Raw genomic sequence first — 18,000 nt, 5'->3', positions numbered from 1 at the left:
TCCCGCAAATTCAATGCTGCGCCGACAGTGTCAGCGCCACGAATAGCCATGGCTATGACGAACAAGTTTGCGCGCACTCGGTATATAGCGGCTGGCCGTGATGGCCTCGGCACCGATGACTGCGTAGCGGGGTTCAAAAAGCCTGTTCAGGCGAGACACATCGCCATTGGAATCCGTCGCTTCCAGGTCGGCGTCGACCAGATCAAAGATCGTGAAATCTGCGCGCTGTCCTACCGAAAGCCGGTTTTCCATCGAGAGTTTGATCACCGACGCTGGATTGTGCGTGACAGCTTCGATGACATTTTCGAACGGCATGTTGACCGACAGCAGCTTGGACATGGTTGTCGCCAGATCCCAGACAGGGAAATTCATCGAATGGCCATGTAGGTCCGTCGAGATTGAGAATGGAAGGAGGCCACGTTCAATTGCCGCTTCAGCAACCTTAAACGAGAAGGACGCCCCGCCATGGCCGATATCCAGCCGGATACCCTCGCCTGCACAGCGTTCCGCGAGGTTGAACAGGTCTTCGTCTTCCATAATGCTGGAGCCGGATTTGCCGTTGAAGCAATGCGTGACCACATCGCCAGGGCCAAGAATTTCAAGAACCTCGTCATAGAGCGCGGGCGGCTCGCCTACATGCACCATCATAGGCACTTTGAGTATCTTGGCGATCTTCTTGCCAAGCTTGACCGGCGTAACGCCCCATGACCCGGTTATGACATGGCTGGCCCGGACCTTGATCCCGACAATATGCTCACTGTTGGCTGCATAGCATTCGAGAATACGGTCGAGATCGATGTCCTTGATGTCTCGCAATTCCGGAACCCGGTTGCAGGCGACAAGGCCAATGGAGCCGAGATTGAGGAAGGCTTTTATCCGTTCCTTGGACGGCTCGATGATATACTCCCGGAAGCCATGGAAATTGGCTTCTCCCGCCGAACCGGCATCGACAAGCGTCGTCACCCCTCGTTCAACGCCACACTCCGAAGGGCGTATCGAAATATCCGTACCGCCATGCCAGATATGGACATGTAGGTCGACCCAACCTGGCGAAATCCAAGCTCCTTTGCCATCGACACGCTCCACATTGGCTGGTGCGTTCAACGACTTGCCGATGGCGCTGATACTACCGTCTTTCCCTACCAGAATATCGGTCGTCGCGTCGGAGTGTTCCACCCCGAAGGCTACCGGTTTGACATTGGTGATAAGAAGCGGCTTCGCCTGTTCACCGGAAATCATATTACAAATCCCTTCGCAGTCTTGGATCGAGCATGTCGCGTAGTCCATCCCCCACCATCTGGAGCGAGAGGACGGAAAGAATGATGGCGAAGCCGGGGAAGTAGGTCATCCAGTCGGCCTGACCGATATATTGGCGTCCTGCCGCAATCATGGTTCCCCAGGTTGGAATCTCGGGGCTTACGCCGAGACCAAGGAAAGAGAGCCCCGCTTCGGCAAGCATTGCGCTCGCAAAAAGGAAAGTGCATTGCACGATGATGGGTGAGATCAGATTTCTCAGCACGTGCCGCGTCATGATGTGGAATGTCGAAATTCCAAGCGATTGGGCCGCTTCGACATAGGGCAACTCACGGATCACCAGCGTTGAGGCGCGCACAATGCGCGCCAGCCTCGGTGCGTAAACAACAGACAGCGCAACGATGACCGTCGCCAGCGACGGGCCGAGCGCCGCGACCAGCGCAATGGCCAGCAGAATGTCGGGGAATGCCATCATCGCGTCGATCAGGCGAGCGATCGGCGTATCCAGACGCTGAAAGAAGCCTGCAAGCAATCCGAGCGTAACGCCTATGATCGCCGACAGGACAACGACCGCCGCGCCCACCATAAGTGACAGCCGTCCGGCATAGATCGTGCGAGAAAAGACATCGCGCCCGAACTCATCCGTACCGAACCAGAACATCTCGCTCGGTGGCTTGAGCCGGTTGACGATAGAAAGCTTCGACGGTGAATAAGGCGCGATCCAGGGTGCCAGCAGCGCGAGGATAGCGAAGACGGCAAGCACAATGATGCCTGCCGCCACCGTCTTGCGTTTGAACAGCCGACGGATGAACAAAGCGCGTTCCGAAGGGGCTTTTTGCGTGGTCGTAACAAGATCGGCCATCAGTAGCGAACCCTCGGATCTACGAACAGATAGAGCATGTCGATGATGAAATTGATCAGGACATAGAGCCCCGCGATGACGAGCAGCGCGCCCTGAATTACCGGATAATCCCGTCGGAGGACCGCAGACACGACAAGATTGCCAACCCCCGGCAGGCCGAACACAGTCTCCGTCACCACAGCGCCGGAGATCAGAACGGCTGCGGTGAGACCGACGACTGTGAGGATAGGGATAAGCGCATTCTTCAATGCGTGCTTCATGATCACGCGCCGCTCGATCAACCCCTTTGCGCGCGCCGTGCGGATGTAATCGTCACCAAGAACATCAAGCATTGAGGCGCGCGTGAAACGCAGGATCAGAGCGGAGGAAACCAGCCCCAGCGCGATGGCTGGCAGGATCAGATGGTACATTCGATCGATGAAGCTCGAACCCGGCCCGCCATAGCCGGATACCGGAAACAGGTTCAGCCGGACGGCAAAAAACTGCATGAGGATGAGACCGAGCCAGAAGCTCGGTATGCTCGCTGCAAGCATAGCAACCGTTGTCGCCGCCTGATCGACAAAGGAACCGCGCCGATAAGCTGCATAAACTCCAACCGGCAGGGCAATGTTGCAGGCAATCAGAAGCGAAAGAACGGTCAGAAAGAAGGTCGGCTCAGCCCGGTCGAGCAATGCTGCACCAACCGGCATGTTGAGGAAGATCGACTGGCCGAGATCGCCCTTCAGTAGCTGACCGATGTAGTAGAAGTATTGGATGACCAGCGACTGATCGAGTCCGAGTCGAGCGCGCAGATCGGCAATGTCCTGCGCCGATGCGTCCGGCCCAAGCATGACGGCGGCAGGATCGCCGGGCGTCACACGAACGATCACGAATACGATCGTTACGACCAGAAACATGACGACAGCCATGCCGACAAACCGCTGAAGGATGTAGCGCACCATGCGATCAGATTCTCCAGGTTGAACCATTCAGCGAATGCCGACCGTAAGGACGGCATTCGCCTTGCCGGAAGTTACTTCTTCAACGAAGCATTCCAGAAGTAAGGCCACGGCGCTGGCTCGACGCCCTCCAGCTTGGTGGACATCGCTGCAACGGCATTGAAGTCGCCGATCTTGATCAGGGGCAGTTCGTCATAGATGGTCTTCTGAACGTCCGCCCACAGCGCAACGCGCTTTTCCGGATTGGATTCGGACGTGAAAGCATCGACTACGGTTTTACGCGCTGGCGTGTCCCACCAACCCGGCGAACTGGTCGATAGAGAGCCCATCAAAGCAGGCTCGGGCAGGAAGGGGCTGTGCGTTATGTAGATATCCCAGAGCTTGGGATCTGCGCGGCGCTGTGTCAGCGTCGCCCAATCGACAACCTGCAAATCCACTGTAAAACCGGCAAGTTTCAGATATTCGGCAGCCACCTGCGCCATCTTGTAATGGAACTCGTACTGGCGGCTGGTCAGAATACGCAGCGGCTCGCCGTTGTAGCCAGCCGCCTTCAATTCTTCCGCTGCAGCTTCCGGCTGGGCCACATTGTAGTTCCCTTCGACGCCAGCTTCTGTATTCCAGACAAAATTGGACGGATAGAAAGCGCCGTCCAATGCATAGAATTCCGTGCTGCCAAATGCCGCTGCAAGCATGTCTTCCATGCTCAGCGCATGTGTCACGGCCTTTCGGACCGGCAGTTTCGACGCCACACCTTCCTTGGTGTTGAAAACAAAGACAGGATAGCCGAAGGGCTTGAGAAGCAATGGCTGGGAAGCTGTCGAAGACTTGATCTTGTCAAATGATTCAACCGGAATGGAATCGACATAATCATACTGTCCGGAAACCGCTGCCTCGACACGGGTGTTAGCATCCGGGACTGACACGAAACGGATTTCGTCTAGATATTGATGGCGTGCGCCACCGTAACCATCACTCTCACCGTCGCGCGACTTGTATCCGTCGAAACGCACCAGCTGAATATACTGATCAGCCTTTCGCTCCTTGAGCATATAGGGACCGGTACCGATAAATTCATTCATCGGCTCAGCCTGTTTTTCTGACGGTATGATGATCGCCGCAGAGTTGTTGAAGGCAAGCAGAGAGGTCAATGGCGCATAAGGCTGCTTGAGCGTTATCGTCACTGTGGCCGGATCGGTCGCCGCGATATTATCGATAAAGGCCGACGCCTGCTTTCCGCGCGAAGCGAGCTTCGTCCAGCGCTCCAGCGACGCAACCACGTCTTCCGACGTCATGTCGCTACCGTCATGGAACTTGATGCCGGAACGCAGCTTGATCGTATAGGTTTTTCCATCCGCGCTGATTTCAGGCAGGCTTTCTGCCAGCAATGGCGTCGGCTTCCATTCCTTGTCGAACGTATAGAGCGTTTCGAAGATATGCTGCGTGACGATACCCACAAGATCGGCAGTGGATACCATCGGGTCGAGCGTCGGCGGCTCGCCAATGGTCGCGACATTGATGACACCACCCTTGTCCTGAGCCAGCGAAACGCCGGGACTGAAGATCATGGCAGAAGCCAGAAGGAGTGCTAATTTGATCCGCAAGGCAGAACCCCCATTCTTGATTTGTTCCACAATTATGTTATATAGGCTTTTATAAAAGAATAGCCGAGAACTTGGAGGTGTCAATCCATCAAAGTACATCGACTGAAAATCTTCCGTCGATAACGATGGAATGCTCATACAATGTGGGCATTTCGGATTTTATGGGTGGCAGCACCAAAGCTGTGTCGATATGAGTGCGCCATGACACGCAAAGGCCAGGGCTATCTCTTCACACTTCTCGCGGTTACCATTTTTGCAACGCAGGATGGTATCTCGAAGTATCTTGGCACCCATTATTCGCCGATCCTCATAACGATGATCCGCTATTGGGTCTTTGCTGCCTTCGTTCTCCTGCTTGCAATCCGCTCCGGAGGCATTGCCAAGGCCGCAGCAACGAAACGTCCCTTTTTGCAGGTTTTTCGCGGCATCCTGCTTGCTGCTGAAATCGTTACATTCATATTCGCCCTCAGTCGCGCGGGCATGGCAACGGCACAATCGATTTTTCAGGGCGCGCCGCTATTGGTGACCATGCTCTCGGTGCCCTTCCTTGGCGAAAAGGTTGGCTGGAGACGTTGGACTGCAATTATTGTCGGGTTGATCGGTGTTCTGCTGATTATCAATCCAGTGAACGCGACATTCGACGCAAGCCTGCTTCTACCCGTGGCGGCGATGGTCATGTTCGCCGTTTACGCGGTTGCGACACGCGCCGTCAGCAAGAGCGACGATGCCATGACCAGCTTCTTCTACACTGGCATAGCAGGTGCTGTTGCCCTCACATTTGTCGGCAGTTTCTATCTCATGCCTATTGCCAGAAGCGACTGGTTTTGGATGGCAGCCCTTTGTGCCTGCGGTATAGCAAGCCATTATTTCCTCATCCGTGCCTACAACATTCTGGAGGCAGGAGAAGTACAACCGCTTACCTATCTGCAGCTCGTTATCGGCGCGTGTATTGCAGTCACAGTGTTCCACGAGCAATTGACATGGAACATCATTGCCGGTGCGGTCATCGTCGTCAGCGCCGGATTGTTCTCGGTCTTCCGCGAGCGGCAGCTTGGCAAAAGAAATCCACCCGCGCTTGGATAGGTTTCAATTCTCAATGCCTGATATACCGACGAGTCAGAGGTTTCGAGTACTTTCCGTCAAATCAGCTCCAATCACTGACCCAACGACAGGGCTCACCGGCTTGACAAATTAAACTTGATAATTTAATTCATGTTTTGACCTCTACTGGTCGCGTAGACTTCCAGCCGGCGCTTGACCTATTGAGAGCGCCGGTCTTTTTATGTCTTGTGCAAAACAAGCGCGGTCGAGTGGAACAGTCATGACGCAGCCAATAAGCTATATCGAAACCGATTGCGCGATAGCGGGTGGTGGGCCAGCAGGAATGATGCTGGGACTTTTGCTTGCACGCGCTGGTGTGAACGTGACCGTTCTCGAAAAGCATCCAGATTTTCTGCGTGATTTTCGCGGGGACACAATTCACCCGTCCACGCTTCAAGTCATGCATGAACTCGGCTTGCTGGACGGTCTTCTCGACTTGCCCCATACCAAGGCGCATCGGTTACATGCGGAGATTGGCGGCAAGGACATCACGATAGCCGATTTTTCGAGAATTCCCGCTCAGTGTCGTTTCATCGCTTTCATGCCGCAATGGGAATTTCTGGATTACATTGCACGCGAAGCTGCGAAATATTCAAACTTCAGGCTCCTTATGCGTGCAAGTGTGATCAATCTGACCGAGAAGGACGGAAGTGTTACCGGCCTCGTCGCGACAACACCAGCTGAAACCATAAATATCAATGCCAAACTTGTTGTGGGTGCGGACGGAAGAAACTCCGTGGTGCGCACAAAAGCCGGTCTGGAGGTCGAAAGTTTTGGCTCGCCAAGCGAAATTCTCTGGATGAAGTTGTCGCACGCTCCCAATGACCCACCCTATACGATGGGCCATGGCGGCCCTCGACAAGGTTTCGTCATGATTGATCGCGGTGACTACTGGCAATGCGGTTTTGTACTCCGCAAACAGACCTTTGCCGAAGTCAGGCAGGGAGGACTCGATGCATTCCGCAAGGCAGTTGCAGAAGTCTCTCCATTGCCTCCTGACCGAATGAACGAAATAGGCACATGGGATGACATTCATCTCTTGAGCGTACGCATCGACCGACTTAAAACGTGGTGGAAACCGGGGCTTCTGTGTATCGGCGATGCCGCCCATGCCATGTCGCCAATTGGTGGCTTTGGGGTCAATCTCGCCATTCAGGATGCCGTTGCAGCAGCCAATATTCTGGCCGCACCGCTTAAGGATAACCAAACTTTGGAACCGTATCTCCAAGCAGTCGAAGCCCGACGTCGCTTTCCCACAAAGGCAACGCAGAAACTGCAACTGATGATGCGCAGTGATCGTCGCAAGCGTGAAACAAACAATACCAGACGCGATGGGCCACCCACCTTTATGCGTCACCTCGCACGCTGGCCCATTCTTGCACATCTTGCGGGCAGGTTGATCGGTGTCGGCTTCCGCCCGGAACATGTCAGAAACAACTGAACGGCTGAGTTTCAGTCCATATCGTCAAGTTCGTCGTGAATACCGGCGACGATTTCCAGCCGCTGTTGCGCCGATTTCCCCGCATATGAAGCATAGGTCAGCGCCAAAAGCCGGATGGCGCTGCTGACGGCGGTATAAGATGCGCCCAATGCGATACTGTCTACATGACATGGGAGAACAACACGCGCGTAACGCTGTGCCTCAAAAACTGATCCACGGTCTGTAATAGTCACGATATTCAACCGGCTCGTTGCGGCGTAGCCCAGAATTTGTTTCAGCAATGCCCGATGCGGCGGCAATGTGATCAGCAGCAACACATCCTTCGGACCAGTCATGGCCAGGTCCTCAGCCCATGACCCCTGGTTGATGCCCAGGAGCATCACGCTGTGGCGCAGCCTTGAAAACAGAAGCCGCGCGTAGCGCGCAAACCCTTCCTCGTCACCAAGCCCGATCACCCAGACACGCGGCGCTTCTGCAATAAGTTCGGCAGCTTCGCGCATCTTGTCAGAGCGAAGCGCCTCGAACGTTCGAGTAATATTGGCGATCTCCAGATCGAGGTGCGTGCTGATGGTGCGCACCAACGGCACTTCTTCGTCAACCGTACTCGAATATTCAAAAGGTTCAGTGCGATTGCGCTCTTCGCGCGCCTGAAGTTTCACTTCATTGAAATCGGCATAACCCAGATGCTGAAAGAAGCGAGCTGTGGTCGCCTTGGATACGCCGGCCATCTCCGCGATTTCGGTAGCGGAATGAATCAGAATGTCGTCCTCGCGCTCGAGAACGAGCTGCGCGATTTTCTGCTCGCCTGCCGTGAGCTTTGCGTAGCGCTCCTGTATGCGCAGTACCAGACGTGAAGCCATGTGCGTTTATTCCGAATCTCTCTGTGCACTAAAAAAGCTTATCATCGCCTCTTGCAATACTGAAACATTTGTTTCATTGATAGTGAAACATTGAAATTCATGGATTCTCCATGGCGTATTCCCGCAATACACGGCAGCGCATCTGGGATCGGCTGAAAGACGTCGCGCGCCCTGATGCACGCTTCCACTTCAAATTCTCGGAATTCATACCGGACTTTGAAGAAGTAGAGGCAGCTACGGATCGCTTGCTGGCGATTGAAGGGATTGCGAAAGCCAAATTGGTTTTTGTGACGCCAGATAATTCCATGATCGAGTTGCGCCGTCGCCTGATCATGTCGGGTACACCATTCATCATGCCGACCTACGGCATGCAGCGCGGCTTTCTCCTGCTCGAACCGGGATCCGTTCCCCCGGGGTTGGAGAAAGCCGCAGCCTGGCTTGACGGAATGGAACATTTCGGTCGATCGGTCAGTCTAGAAGACCTGACCCATATCGGTCGTTTTGATGTCATTGCGACTGGCGCATCCGCTGTTTCCATCGATGGAGTCCGTTTTGGCAAAGGCCATGCGTTCTTCGATCTGGAATGGGGCATGTTCACCGATCTGGGACTTGCCGACGAGCAGTCTCTGATTGTGGCAGCCGTGCATGACGTACAGATCGTGGAAGAGCGCCTCAACGTATCGGAGAACGATATTGCTCTCGACTTCATTGCCACGCCCAGCCGCCTGATCGAGATAACGCGCAACCGTCGCAGGCCGCGTGGTATTCGCTGGAACGACGTTTCAGCCGAAGAAATCCAGTCCATCCCCCCGCTGCGTGAGCTTGCGCGCATGCGCGGCATTGCCTGACAGTTCAGCACCAAAAGGAAAATTCAATGAATATTGCCCTGGATCGCCGTCGTTTTCTCGGACTGATGGGCGCCGCAGCCGCTCTGCCAGCCATGAGCCGTTTTGCCTCTGCGGATACACCATTCAACTTTCAGGCTTCCTGGATCAATGACGCGGAATTCAGCGGCTATTTCATTGCAGTCGACAAGGGCTTCTATCGCGAAGAAGGCCTCGACCTGAACTATATCTCCGGTGGTCCCGACGTCATTCCGGAAAGCACGATCATCGCGGGCAAGGCCGATCTGACCCTCACCACCCCCGACACGACGATCAAGGCCATCGTCGAACAGGGTGCGCCTTTCAAAATCATCGGCGCCCAGTATCAGAAGAACCCAATCGGTATTATTTCGCTGGCCAAGAACCCGATCAGGGAGCCAAAGGACCTGATCGGCAAAACGCTGGCTGTGCCGCCGGTCAACGTCATCTCGGTTGAAGCCATGCTGAAGATTTCGGGCATAGAGCCTTCTCAAGTCAACATCGTTCCTTACGCCTATGATCCGACGCCGCTCATCAAGGGTGAAATCGACGCTTCACTCGATTTTACGACCAATGTTCCTTTCACCATCAAGCAGGCTGGCGAAGAAGCAGTTTCCTTCCTGCTCTATGATTTTGGCTTTACGATCTTCAACGATACGGTTGTCGTTACGGAAGAAACACTCAAGACAAAGCGCAAGGATCTCGTTGCTTTCCTTCGCGCAAGCCGCAAGGGCTGGGATGAAAACCTCAAGGACCCGGCAGCCTACCCACCAAAATTTGCCGACAGCTGGTTCAAGGGCACCGGCCGCTCGATCGAAAACGAAGTCTATTTCAACACGGCGCAGAAGCCGCTGATCGAGACGCCGAATGGTGTATTCTCCATGAGCGAAGAAGCCATCGAGAACACGATCAAGGCGCTCGGTACGATTGGCATCGCCGCCAAGCGCGATCATTTCGACACAACGCTTCTTGAAGAGATTTGATGCCTGATATGTCCGGGATCAAACTTGAAAATGTGACGCGCTCCTTTTCGGGGCGCGGCACGAACGTAATTGCACTATCCGATGTCTCGCTCGAATGCCCGACCGGCTCGTTCACTGCACTCATCGGACCGTCCGGTTGTGGCAAGTCGACCATGTTGCGGCTGGCACTCGGTCTCGATCAGCCTGATAACGGCTCGATTTCAGTCATGGGCAAAAGCCCTGTAGAGGCCGCAAAGGCCGGACTGACCGGTGTGGCTTTTCAGGATGCGGCGCTCATGCCTTGGCGCAATGTCGAAGACAATATTGCCTTGCCGTTGGATGTGCTTGGCCTGTCTCGTTCGACAAAGACCGACCGGATTGCCGAATTGATCGCCCTTGTTGGCCTCAAAGGCTTCGAAAAAGCTCTTCCGGGTGAGCTTTCCGGCGGCATGCGCCAGCGTGTGGCAATTGCTCGCTCTCTGGTCACCGATCCGCGCGTTCTGTTTCTCGACGAGCCTTTCGGCGCACTCGACCAGATATTGCGCCGCCAGATGAACATTGAGCTTCAACGCATATGGCTTGAAAGCAAGGCCACCACCCTGCTTGTCACCCATGGCATAGACGAAGCGGTTTTCCTCGCCGACCGGATCGTGGTGATGCACAGTCGCCCCGGACGCATCGCGAAGATCATCAATATTCCGCTGGAACGCCCACGCAGCCCCGAAATATTCAGCACATCGCAATTCCATGCGCTGGAGGACGCCGTCGCGGAGGCTTTGCATGGCTGACATGAAGCCATCAACCCATCTCTCCACCTTGCGCAACTGGGTCATCCTCATTGCAGCCTGGGAGATGTGTGGCCGCTTTTCCCTGATTGCAGGCGGCGCCTTGCCAGCACCTTCGGCGGTCCTGGCCCGTCTGTGGATCGACCGTGCCGATTATCCAGCTCATATACTAGCGACACTTCAGGGCGCCGGTGCTGGCTTTGTCATCGGAAACCTTGTTGCCGTAGCTGCAGGCATTCTGTTCGCCCTCTTTCCAGCTGCCGCGAAACTGGGTCGGGGCGTCAACATCGCGATTTTTGCACTGCCTCCAATTGCCATCTCGCCTATTCTGGTTCTGACTTTTTCAGGAATGACACCGCGTATCACGCTGGCGGCACTTGGTTGTTATTTCATCACCATGGCCGCCACCGTGACTGGCATCAGCCAGACGGACCGCCGTATGGTGGATATTGTTCGTGCCTATGGTGGCAACCGATGGAAAGTGCTGCGTCTGGCCCAATTGCGATCCGCTCTGCCGTCAATCCTTGCCGGCCTGCGTATTGCCGCTCCCAATGCGGTTCTAGGCTCCATTCTGGCTGAGTTTGGTGGCGGTGGGCGTTTCGGTCTCGGCGCCTATCTGATCGGTTCTCTCGGGCGAGCAGAACCGACCCGGCTCTGGGGTATCGGTCTGTGCGCTACCTTGCTCGCAGGATTGGCCTATGCGCTCTTTTCCATTCTTGCAAAAATGCTGACTGGCAGCACCAAGGCCATCACCGTCCCAGCCAACGCTCCAAACACTGCCCCGCGCGACTCTCGCGGCCTAAACTTTATTCTCGTCATTTGTTCGATCGCGCTTCCGTTCGTCTTATGGTGGCTGCTGCTCGTTTTCATGGGAACACCGGCCATGATTGCCAAGACACCAGCCGGACTGTTCGACTATCTTTTCCTCGCTCCGTCTGCAGCTCCCGCACAGGCAAAATTGCTGACAGCGCTTTCACAGACTTTGCCGCTTACCTTTCTTGGCATGGCAGCAGGCATCCTTTTCGCCTTTGCGCTCGCTATCGCCTCAGTCGCCAAGCCTGCCATCGTGCGCGGCTTCATGCCTGTCGCCCTTGTCACGCAGACAATGCCACTCGTTGCCCTGACCCCCCTGCTCGTTTTGTTATTGGGACGCGGCCCGTCCGTCATCCTCTGGATTACAGTCTCGGTCACATTCTTCCCTGCCTTCGTGACTATGGCTCAGGGTATGGCACTGGTTCCTCGTGCCGCACTGGATGTGCCCCGCGCCTATGGCGCCAGCATCTGGACCCAAATCCGTCTGGTATCCGTGCCCGCCTCCCTACCCTATCTCTTCGCTGCCATTCGCCTTGCCGTACCGCGCGCTTTGCTCGGCGTCATGATTGCAGAATGGCTGGCAACGGGTACGGGGCTCGGAAACCTTCTCAACCAGTCACGCGGCTATCTCGACTACGGCATGATCTGGGCCGTTGCCGTGGTGTCCGTGATGCTGTCCGTCATTCTCTATCAAATCGTAGCCCTCTGCGAGCGCCAGGTGCTCGCACGCCGCGGCATGAGCCCGGCAGACTAAAATGCAAGGAGTCCCCATGGAAATCACCGATCACAAAGCTTCCGTTCGCGAACGTGTGTGGAGCGAGTTGCGCAAGGTTGCTGTCCCGGATAGCCGTTTCCATTTCGACTTCGGCGAGTTCATCGCAGATTTTGAAGGTGGAGAGGATGCGGTAGCCCGGCTGACAAGCCATCATTATTATCAGAATGCAGATTTCATCTTCATTACGCCCGATAATTGTCTCGACCGCCTGCGTCTTCAGGCTTTGAAAGACGGCAAGACCGTTCTGATAACCACATATTCCATCAAGCGCGGCTTCTGGGTTCTCGATCCGAAGCTGATTTCGCCGGATTATTATCTTTACGCCTCGACGCTCGACGGCATGGAGCGTGTGGGACAGCCGGTCACGCTGAAAGATATCTCGGCTATGCCAGTCGTCGATTACATGGTCACCGGCACCGGCGCGATCAATCTCGAGGGCGTACGCTTCGGCAAAGGGCATGGCTTCTTCGATGCCGAATGGGGTATGCTTTACCGTCTGGGCCGCATCACTGCAGCGACGCCTGCTGCCGCTGTCGTACACGACTGTCAGGTTCTGAGCGAAAAGCTCACGCCGGATGTCTATGACACCGTCGCGGACGTGATTTTCACACCCACCCGCACAATAGAGGTGAAGGACCCGCACAAGCCAACCTGCGGAATCATATGGGACCGCCTCGATCCTGTTATGTACGAAACGATCCCTCCGCTTCAGGAATTGAAGGCTATGGGCCTCTAGGTGTGTTCTTCCAAAAACTAAAAAGCCGGATGCAGTAAACGCATCCGGCTTTTTAGTTTGGATAGCCTGAGATCGTTACACGCCGGTCACGAGCTTCAGCGCGATAGACCACATCGTAACGGCAATGACGCCTTCAAGAATGCGCCATGACGACGGGCGGGCAAAGATCGGGCGCAGCCAGCGGGCACCGAAGCCAAGCGAAAAGAAAAACACGAAGGATGCGGTGATAGCCCCCGCCGCGAACGACGTTTCCAAACCGGGAAACTGCGTAGAAATCGTTCCGAGCAGCACGACAGTATCCAGATAGACATGCGGATTGAGCCATGTCAGTGCCAGACAGGTTGCAAGCGTCTTGGTGAGGCTCACGGACGCCCCGTTCGCAGTGGCCAGAACCGCTGACGAGGTGAAAGCGGAGTAAAGGCTTCGCGCACCATACCAGATCAGAAAAGCTGCACCGCCATATCGCATGATGGGATCAAGCGCAGGCATGATGGCAGCGATCTTCTGGAAGCTTGTCACACCTATCAGGATCAGGATGGCATCCGATACGGCACAAGCCAGGCTGACGGCGAACACATGCTCATCGCGTAAACCCTGCCGCAGAACGAAAGCGTTTTGTGCACCAATCGCGACAATGAGGGTGAGGCCCATGGTAAAGCCGGTTACGTAGATTGAAGTGTTCATAAATGGTCGCCATCTGGGAGTAAGTTGGCACTTGGATACCAAATGCTATAGGATTAGAATAATTAAACTTAATAACTTCAGTTTAGGAATTCTAATGATCGACTACTCCGCCTTGAGAGCAGTGGCGATGGTGGTTCAGACGGGCAGTTTTGAGAAAGCCGCACGAGCGTTGAACGTCACTCCGTCAGCAATCTCGCAACGTGTCAAACATCTCGAAGAGCGGCTTGGCGCAGTACTCATTGAGCGAGGCTCTCCTTGCACGGCGACCGAAAAAGGAGACTGGTTGTGCCGGCATATCGAGCAGGTAGGCATGCTCGAACGCGAACTTCTGGCAGAGTTGCCTGGACTGTCCGGAAGCGAAAATACTGCACAGCGCGTAACGCTTCATATAGCGACCAACGCTGATAGTCTGGGCACGTGGTTTCTGAAAGCAATCTCGCATTTCAGCACGACAGCGGAATATCTTTTCAACATTGCGGTCGACGATCAGGATCACACTGCCGAATGGCTGCAGCGCGGGCGTGTCGTAGCCGCCGTGACTTCTTTATCAAAACCAGTTCAAGGCTGTCGTCTAACCCCGCTTGGTATCCTTCAATATCGCGCCACGGCATCACCGGAATTCATCGCTCGCCACTTTCCAGACGGAATAACCCACGATGCTATTGCCAAAGCGCCGGCACTGACGTTCAACCAAAAGGACAGATTGCAGGATCAGTGGGTGCGCACTGCCCTCCGAACCGATATAGCATGCCCGACACATTGGCTTCCCTCGACACAGGCTTTTGTCGAGGCAAGCCTGTCAGGCATGGGATGGGGGATGAATCCGGTGCAGTTGGTCGGTGACCATTTGCAGTCGGGCAAACTGGTGGAACTCATCCCGGATACGCCGCTGGATATTCCCCTGTTCTGGCAGGTCAACCGCCTTGCGGCCGACAGGCTCGCAAGCCTGACACAGACGGTTTTGACGACGGCACGACAGGAGCTTGCGCCTATCTCAAACAAATGAGGAAAGCCGCCAATTCGAAAAACACATGGAAACAATGGGATGAAGCAATATTTTTTGTACCATTGCCGTCAATCACCATCTGTTTTCTTGAACGTGAACAGCGATTGAGCGATGCATGATGCATGAAGCTCCTGTTCCTCATCGTGGCGCTGATCGCCCTTGCCTTTCTCGGCTGCTATTTGCAGATGTTTTTCGCCGTGCCGTAAACACGCAACAATCTTGATCTGCCGAGAACACACGCTATGAGTGTTCAGGAAAGCTCAATCCTACAAGGAAAAGGCAGGATCAATGATCCTGCCCCGTTTGTGCAACGCCCGCTGCCTCTTCGCAGACTCTGACATGTTCAGCCAGTGCCTCAAGCTGCAGGAAAGCGCTTATGGTACAGATATCCCGCTTCTGAAACTTTGGAAGCTCCTGAAGCTCCTTCAATCTGGTGAGAAGTGCACCGCGGTTCATGGTTTTCCCTCCATCTTTCTGGCTATCCGCAAGACTGGTGTTAGAATGCATTTCGATCCGATTAAATCAGATCGGCGCTCTAACCTTTTCTATTGTAAGCATAATCTTATCGACCTTCGTTTCACTCCGGTCGGATTGTGCTTTAATCAGGCTGCCCGCACCTTCGCTTTTGTTTTCAACGGAAGCTCGATATCGACTTCGAGCGTCGACATCTGGTCACCTCGATCCATTTTCACGCTGACCTTGTCGCGATCAATCTGGATATGCTTGGCGATAACGGCGAGAATTTCCTCCCGCAATACCGCAACAAGATCGGAATGTTCGTGTGACGCCCTTTCATGGGCGAGCAGAACCTGCAACCGTTCGCGCGCTTGCGGCGCGGAGGCAGGCTTGCTGAAGAAACGAAACAGGCTCATGCCGCTCTCCTTCCGAAAAGTTTACCAAGAAGGCCGCGCTTTTCGGATGGAACAGTCATCGGCACTTCTTCGCCGGCAAGGCGGCGGGCTGCGTCGAGATAAGCCAATGCAGGCGCACTGCGCTGATCGGCGAGCGTTACGGGGGAACCAATATTGGATGCCCGCAGAACGTCCTGGCTTTCCGGAATAATACCCAGAAGCGGAATGGACAGAATTTCGAGAACGTCATCAACCTTCAGCATGTCGCCGCGCTCGGCGCGTACCGGGTCATAACGGGTCAGCAAGAGATGCTTTTCCACACGTTCGCCACGTTCGGCCTTGAGTGTCTTGGCATCCAGCAGACCGATGATACGGTCGGAATCGCGCACAGACGACACTTCAGGATTCGTGACAACCACAGCCATATCCGCATGACGCATGGCGAGTGTGGCACCGCGTTCGATCCCGGCGGGGCTATCGCAAATGATCCAGTCGAACTCCTTCTTGAGATCTTCCATGACGCGGTCGACGCCATCAGTGGTCAGGTTATCCTTATCGCGCGTCTGGGAGGCAGGCAGCAGATACAGTGTCTCAAGGCGCTTGTCGCGGATCAAAGCCTGCGGAAGCTTTGCGTCACCCTGAATGACATTAACCAGATCGAACACGACGCGACGTTCAGCCCCCATGACGAGGTCAAGGTTACGCAGACCAACATCGAAGTCGATAACGACTGTCTTCTCACCGCGTTGCGCCAGCGCAGCGCCGATTGCAGCGGTTGATGTCGTTTTGCCAACGCCACCCTTACCGGAAGTTACAACAATCACTTTTGCCATATTTGTCTCCTGTATCTCCCGCGCGCCTCCAGAGCATTCGTTACCCGGGATATGAAATGCTCTGCTTTTCTTTTTCAGCACTCAAAAGTGCCCTGACAATTTGTCTGGACCAGCATTTTCCCAAGGCTGTTCGGCCGTTTGGGAAACATGCTAGTTTAGCGTTTCGGCCATCATGTAATCGCCGTCGAGCCAGAGCTGGACTGCCTGTCCGCGCAATCGGCTCTCCATGTCTTCGGCCGTCTTGTAAAGACCGTCGATGGCAACGAGTTCTGCCTCCATCTTGCGACAGAAAATGCGCGCATCGGCATTTCCGGCTGTCCCAGCCATCGCACGACCGCGCAGCGCGCCATAAACGTGGATCGAGCCACCAGCCACCACTTCCGCACCGGACGCTACAGAACCAACAATCGTTACATCGCCGTCCGGAAAGTAGACCGACTGACCAGACCGTACCGGCTCGGTAACCACCATGGACGGAACGGCCTTGACGAGTTGTACCGATGCGGGTGCCACCGGAGTGCGCTCCTGCGACTTCGGTTCTGTGATCTCCGGGTCGAAATCTGCGGCAGGTTGTCCGCCACGCATCGCTGGCGGCATGCCTGGCCCCAGCAGAGAGGGCCGCGCATTTTCAAAGCCCGTGATCCAGACACCACGTTTAACCAAATCCTCAAGCAATTGAACCAATTGCGGACGCTCGATCGAAACGTTCTCCAGATCGAGAACGATCGGGCGATTCAGAAAGAAACCCACGGAACGGGCTGCAAGATCGTCCAGCTTGTCGAGCCAGCCATCGAGCGGCAGTTCAGGCGAGAGTACCAGCGCAAGAAAGGATCTCCCTTTCAAACGGATTGGACGAGACTGTGTTAGCACTTGATTCATCTTGGTTAAAAAACGGTTTATCCGGTCTATATGCGCAATGGTTAACAGATGGTTAATTTCTGAAGCCAGAACGCCCCCATTGCTGAAGCGGCCGGTCCCTTTTGACGATCAAAGCATAACTATCGACGAGGCATTAGCCTCCAGACACAGAACGCAACATTGTGCCCACCTGAACAGCCGAAAGCGCCTCCAGCCTGGAAACGACTCAGCTTATTCTTGATTGTAAACGGATATCAGGATCGATAATCATCGTTTCTTCACCCATCCACAGAAGACAACGCAGAAAATATAAAATTAATTTCCAATCAAATATGACGCTACGTAATGTATTATAATTTTATAATATATTTTTATTTAGCCAAAAATCAGAATAACTTGTAGCAAGTGGAAAGCTGCCGAACCTTATCCGATTCTTTTTAAAGTATATTTCTTCTAATTGTTCCGGAATTGCAGATCAACTAAATCAGTTTCTGGTATTGTCGACACTGCGTCAAGAATTCCATGAACAATCTGCGCCATGAGGAATCTTCACACGCCCTATCAGCCAACCTAGCCGACGCAGCAAATGAGTATAACCCAACGAAGCAACAGCGATCTTTCTGATCGCTTTCATTCCTCTTCGAACGCAGCTTTATTCAGTGGGAATAATCCCTGACGGAAACACTGAAATATAAATCTTCTGGAAGGTTCCGCTCAAAGGAACCGCCTCGCGTTTGGGCGGGGGGCTTAGGGGCGCGAGGCGGGCGAGCTCTCAGG

General features: G+C 54.6%; 18 protein-coding genes. 8 read left to right on the top strand and 10 right to left on the bottom strand.

All coding sequences use genetic code 11. From position 1 onward, the window contains the following. Positions 1-30: 30 nt before the first annotated feature. The 4 genes from CES86_RS18150 to CES86_RS18135 all read right to left on the bottom strand — a co-directional run bounded on the left by CES86_RS18150 (position 31) and on the right by CES86_RS18135 (position 4,619). Positions 31-1,239, bottom strand: coding sequence for an amidohydrolase/deacetylase family metallohydrolase (locus CES86_RS18150; RefSeq protein ID WP_094515053.1), 1,209 nt, complete (start codon positions 1,237-1,239; stop codon positions 31-33). A gap of 1 nt (position 1,240) precedes the next feature. Further along, positions 1,241-2,116: an ABC transporter permease gene (locus CES86_RS18145; RefSeq protein WP_010660950.1), complete on the bottom strand. Its 876-nt coding sequence runs from the start codon at positions 2,114-2,116 to the stop codon at positions 1,241-1,243. Then, on the bottom strand, positions 2,116-3,057 hold the full coding sequence (locus CES86_RS18140; RefSeq protein WP_167387128.1) for an ABC transporter permease: 942 nt from the start codon (positions 3,055-3,057) through the stop codon (positions 2,116-2,118). Before CES86_RS18140 ends, CES86_RS18145 begins: the two co-directional genes overlap by 1 nt. A 71-nt stretch (positions 3,058-3,128) precedes the next feature. Beyond that, positions 3,129-4,619 carry an ABC transporter substrate-binding protein gene (locus tag CES86_RS18135; RefSeq protein ID WP_373418748.1) on the bottom strand — a complete coding sequence of 497 codons (1,491 nt, stop codon included), beginning with the start codon at positions 4,617-4,619 and terminating at the stop codon, positions 3,129-3,131. A 237-nt stretch (positions 4,620-4,856) separates the two neighbouring features. Here CES86_RS18135 and CES86_RS18130 point away from each other — a divergent pair, with 237 nt between their 5' ends. Both CES86_RS18130 and CES86_RS18125 read left to right on the top strand, forming a co-directional pair. Continuing rightward, on the top strand, positions 4,857-5,738 hold the full coding sequence (locus tag CES86_RS18130) for a DMT family transporter (protein WP_029928014.1): 882 nt from the start codon (positions 4,857-4,859) through the stop codon (positions 5,736-5,738). Between the two features lie 238 nt (positions 5,739-5,976). Further along, positions 5,977-7,197, top strand: a complete 1,221-nt coding sequence (locus tag CES86_RS18125; protein ID WP_029928015.1) for an FAD-dependent oxidoreductase — start codon at positions 5,977-5,979, stop codon at positions 7,195-7,197. Positions 7,198-7,208: 11 nt separating this feature from the next. Here CES86_RS18125 and CES86_RS18120 read toward each other — a convergent pair whose 3' ends face one another. Further along, a complete protein-coding gene (locus CES86_RS18120) occupies positions 7,209-8,057 on the bottom strand; it encodes a MurR/RpiR family transcriptional regulator (RefSeq protein WP_029928016.1) in 849 nt (282 codons plus the stop codon). Between the two features lie 110 nt (positions 8,058-8,167). On the opposite strand from CES86_RS18120, the gene CES86_RS18115 reads away from it, so the two are divergent. Genes CES86_RS18115 through CES86_RS18095 form a run of 5 tightly spaced genes read left to right on the top strand, consistent with a single transcriptional unit; the run spans position 8,168 to position 12,991 of the window. Then, a complete protein-coding gene (locus CES86_RS18115) occupies positions 8,168-8,905 on the top strand; it encodes a 5-formyltetrahydrofolate cyclo-ligase (RefSeq protein WP_029928017.1) in 738 nt (245 codons plus the stop codon). Between the two features lie 26 nt (positions 8,906-8,931). Then, the gene (locus tag CES86_RS18110; protein ID WP_010660943.1) at positions 8,932-9,903 is read left to right on the top strand and encodes an ABC transporter substrate-binding protein; all 972 of its coding nucleotides are present in this window, start codon (positions 8,932-8,934) and stop codon (positions 9,901-9,903) included. Then, positions 9,903-10,670: an ABC transporter ATP-binding protein gene (locus tag CES86_RS18105; protein ID WP_029928018.1), complete on the top strand. Its 768-nt coding sequence runs from the start codon at positions 9,903-9,905 to the stop codon at positions 10,668-10,670. The genes CES86_RS18110 and CES86_RS18105 overlap by 1 nt, the downstream gene beginning before the upstream one ends. Continuing rightward, the gene (locus tag CES86_RS18100; protein ID WP_094515052.1) at positions 10,663-12,234 is read left to right on the top strand and encodes an ABC transporter permease; all 1,572 of its coding nucleotides are present in this window, start codon (positions 10,663-10,665) and stop codon (positions 12,232-12,234) included. Before CES86_RS18105 ends, CES86_RS18100 begins: the two co-directional genes overlap by 8 nt. A 16-nt stretch (positions 12,235-12,250) precedes the next feature. Then, a complete protein-coding gene (locus CES86_RS18095; RefSeq protein WP_010660940.1) occupies positions 12,251-12,991 on the top strand; it encodes a 5-formyltetrahydrofolate cyclo-ligase in 741 nt (246 codons plus the stop codon). Between the two features lie 75 nt (positions 12,992-13,066). Here the strand turns inward: CES86_RS18095 and CES86_RS18090 are convergent, their stop codons facing one another. Beyond that, on the bottom strand, positions 13,067-13,675 hold the full coding sequence (locus tag CES86_RS18090) for a LysE/ArgO family amino acid transporter (protein ID WP_011982707.1): 609 nt from the start codon (positions 13,673-13,675) through the stop codon (positions 13,067-13,069). Between the two features lie 94 nt (positions 13,676-13,769). Here CES86_RS18090 and CES86_RS18085 point away from each other — a divergent pair, with 94 nt between their 5' ends. Further along, complete coding sequence (locus CES86_RS18085) at positions 13,770-14,681, top strand: LysR family transcriptional regulator ArgP (protein ID WP_011982706.1); 912 nt, start codon at positions 13,770-13,772, stop codon at positions 14,679-14,681. Positions 14,682-14,966: 285 nt separating this feature from the next. Here the strand turns inward: CES86_RS18085 and CES86_RS27585 are convergent, their stop codons facing one another. From CES86_RS27585 to minC, 4 genes are all read right to left on the bottom strand, one after another. Then, positions 14,967-15,137 (bottom strand): hypothetical protein, encoded by a 171-nt coding sequence (locus CES86_RS27585; protein ID WP_010660937.1) that lies wholly within the window; start codon positions 15,135-15,137, stop codon positions 14,967-14,969. Positions 15,138-15,283: 146 nt separating this feature from the next. Further along, entirely contained in the window at positions 15,284-15,553 is a 270-nt protein-coding gene (gene minE, locus CES86_RS18080; RefSeq protein WP_006468449.1) for a cell division topological specificity factor MinE, read from the bottom strand. After that, positions 15,550-16,365: a septum site-determining protein MinD gene (minD, locus tag CES86_RS18075; protein ID WP_010660936.1), complete on the bottom strand. Its 816-nt coding sequence runs from the start codon at positions 16,363-16,365 to the stop codon at positions 15,550-15,552. Before minD ends, minE begins: the two co-directional genes overlap by 4 nt. Before the next feature lie 150 nt (positions 16,366-16,515). Continuing rightward, complete coding sequence (gene minC / locus CES86_RS18070) at positions 16,516-17,244, bottom strand: septum site-determining protein MinC (RefSeq protein ID WP_010660935.1); 729 nt, start codon at positions 17,242-17,244, stop codon at positions 16,516-16,518. Positions 17,245-18,000 lie beyond the last annotated feature (756 nt).

It is taken from the genome of Brucella lupini (genome assembly GCF_002252535.1).
GTDB classification, from domain to species: Bacteria; Pseudomonadota; Alphaproteobacteria; order Rhizobiales; family Rhizobiaceae; genus Brucella; species Brucella anthropi.
This window is presented reverse-complemented; position numbering and strand designations above follow the sequence as displayed.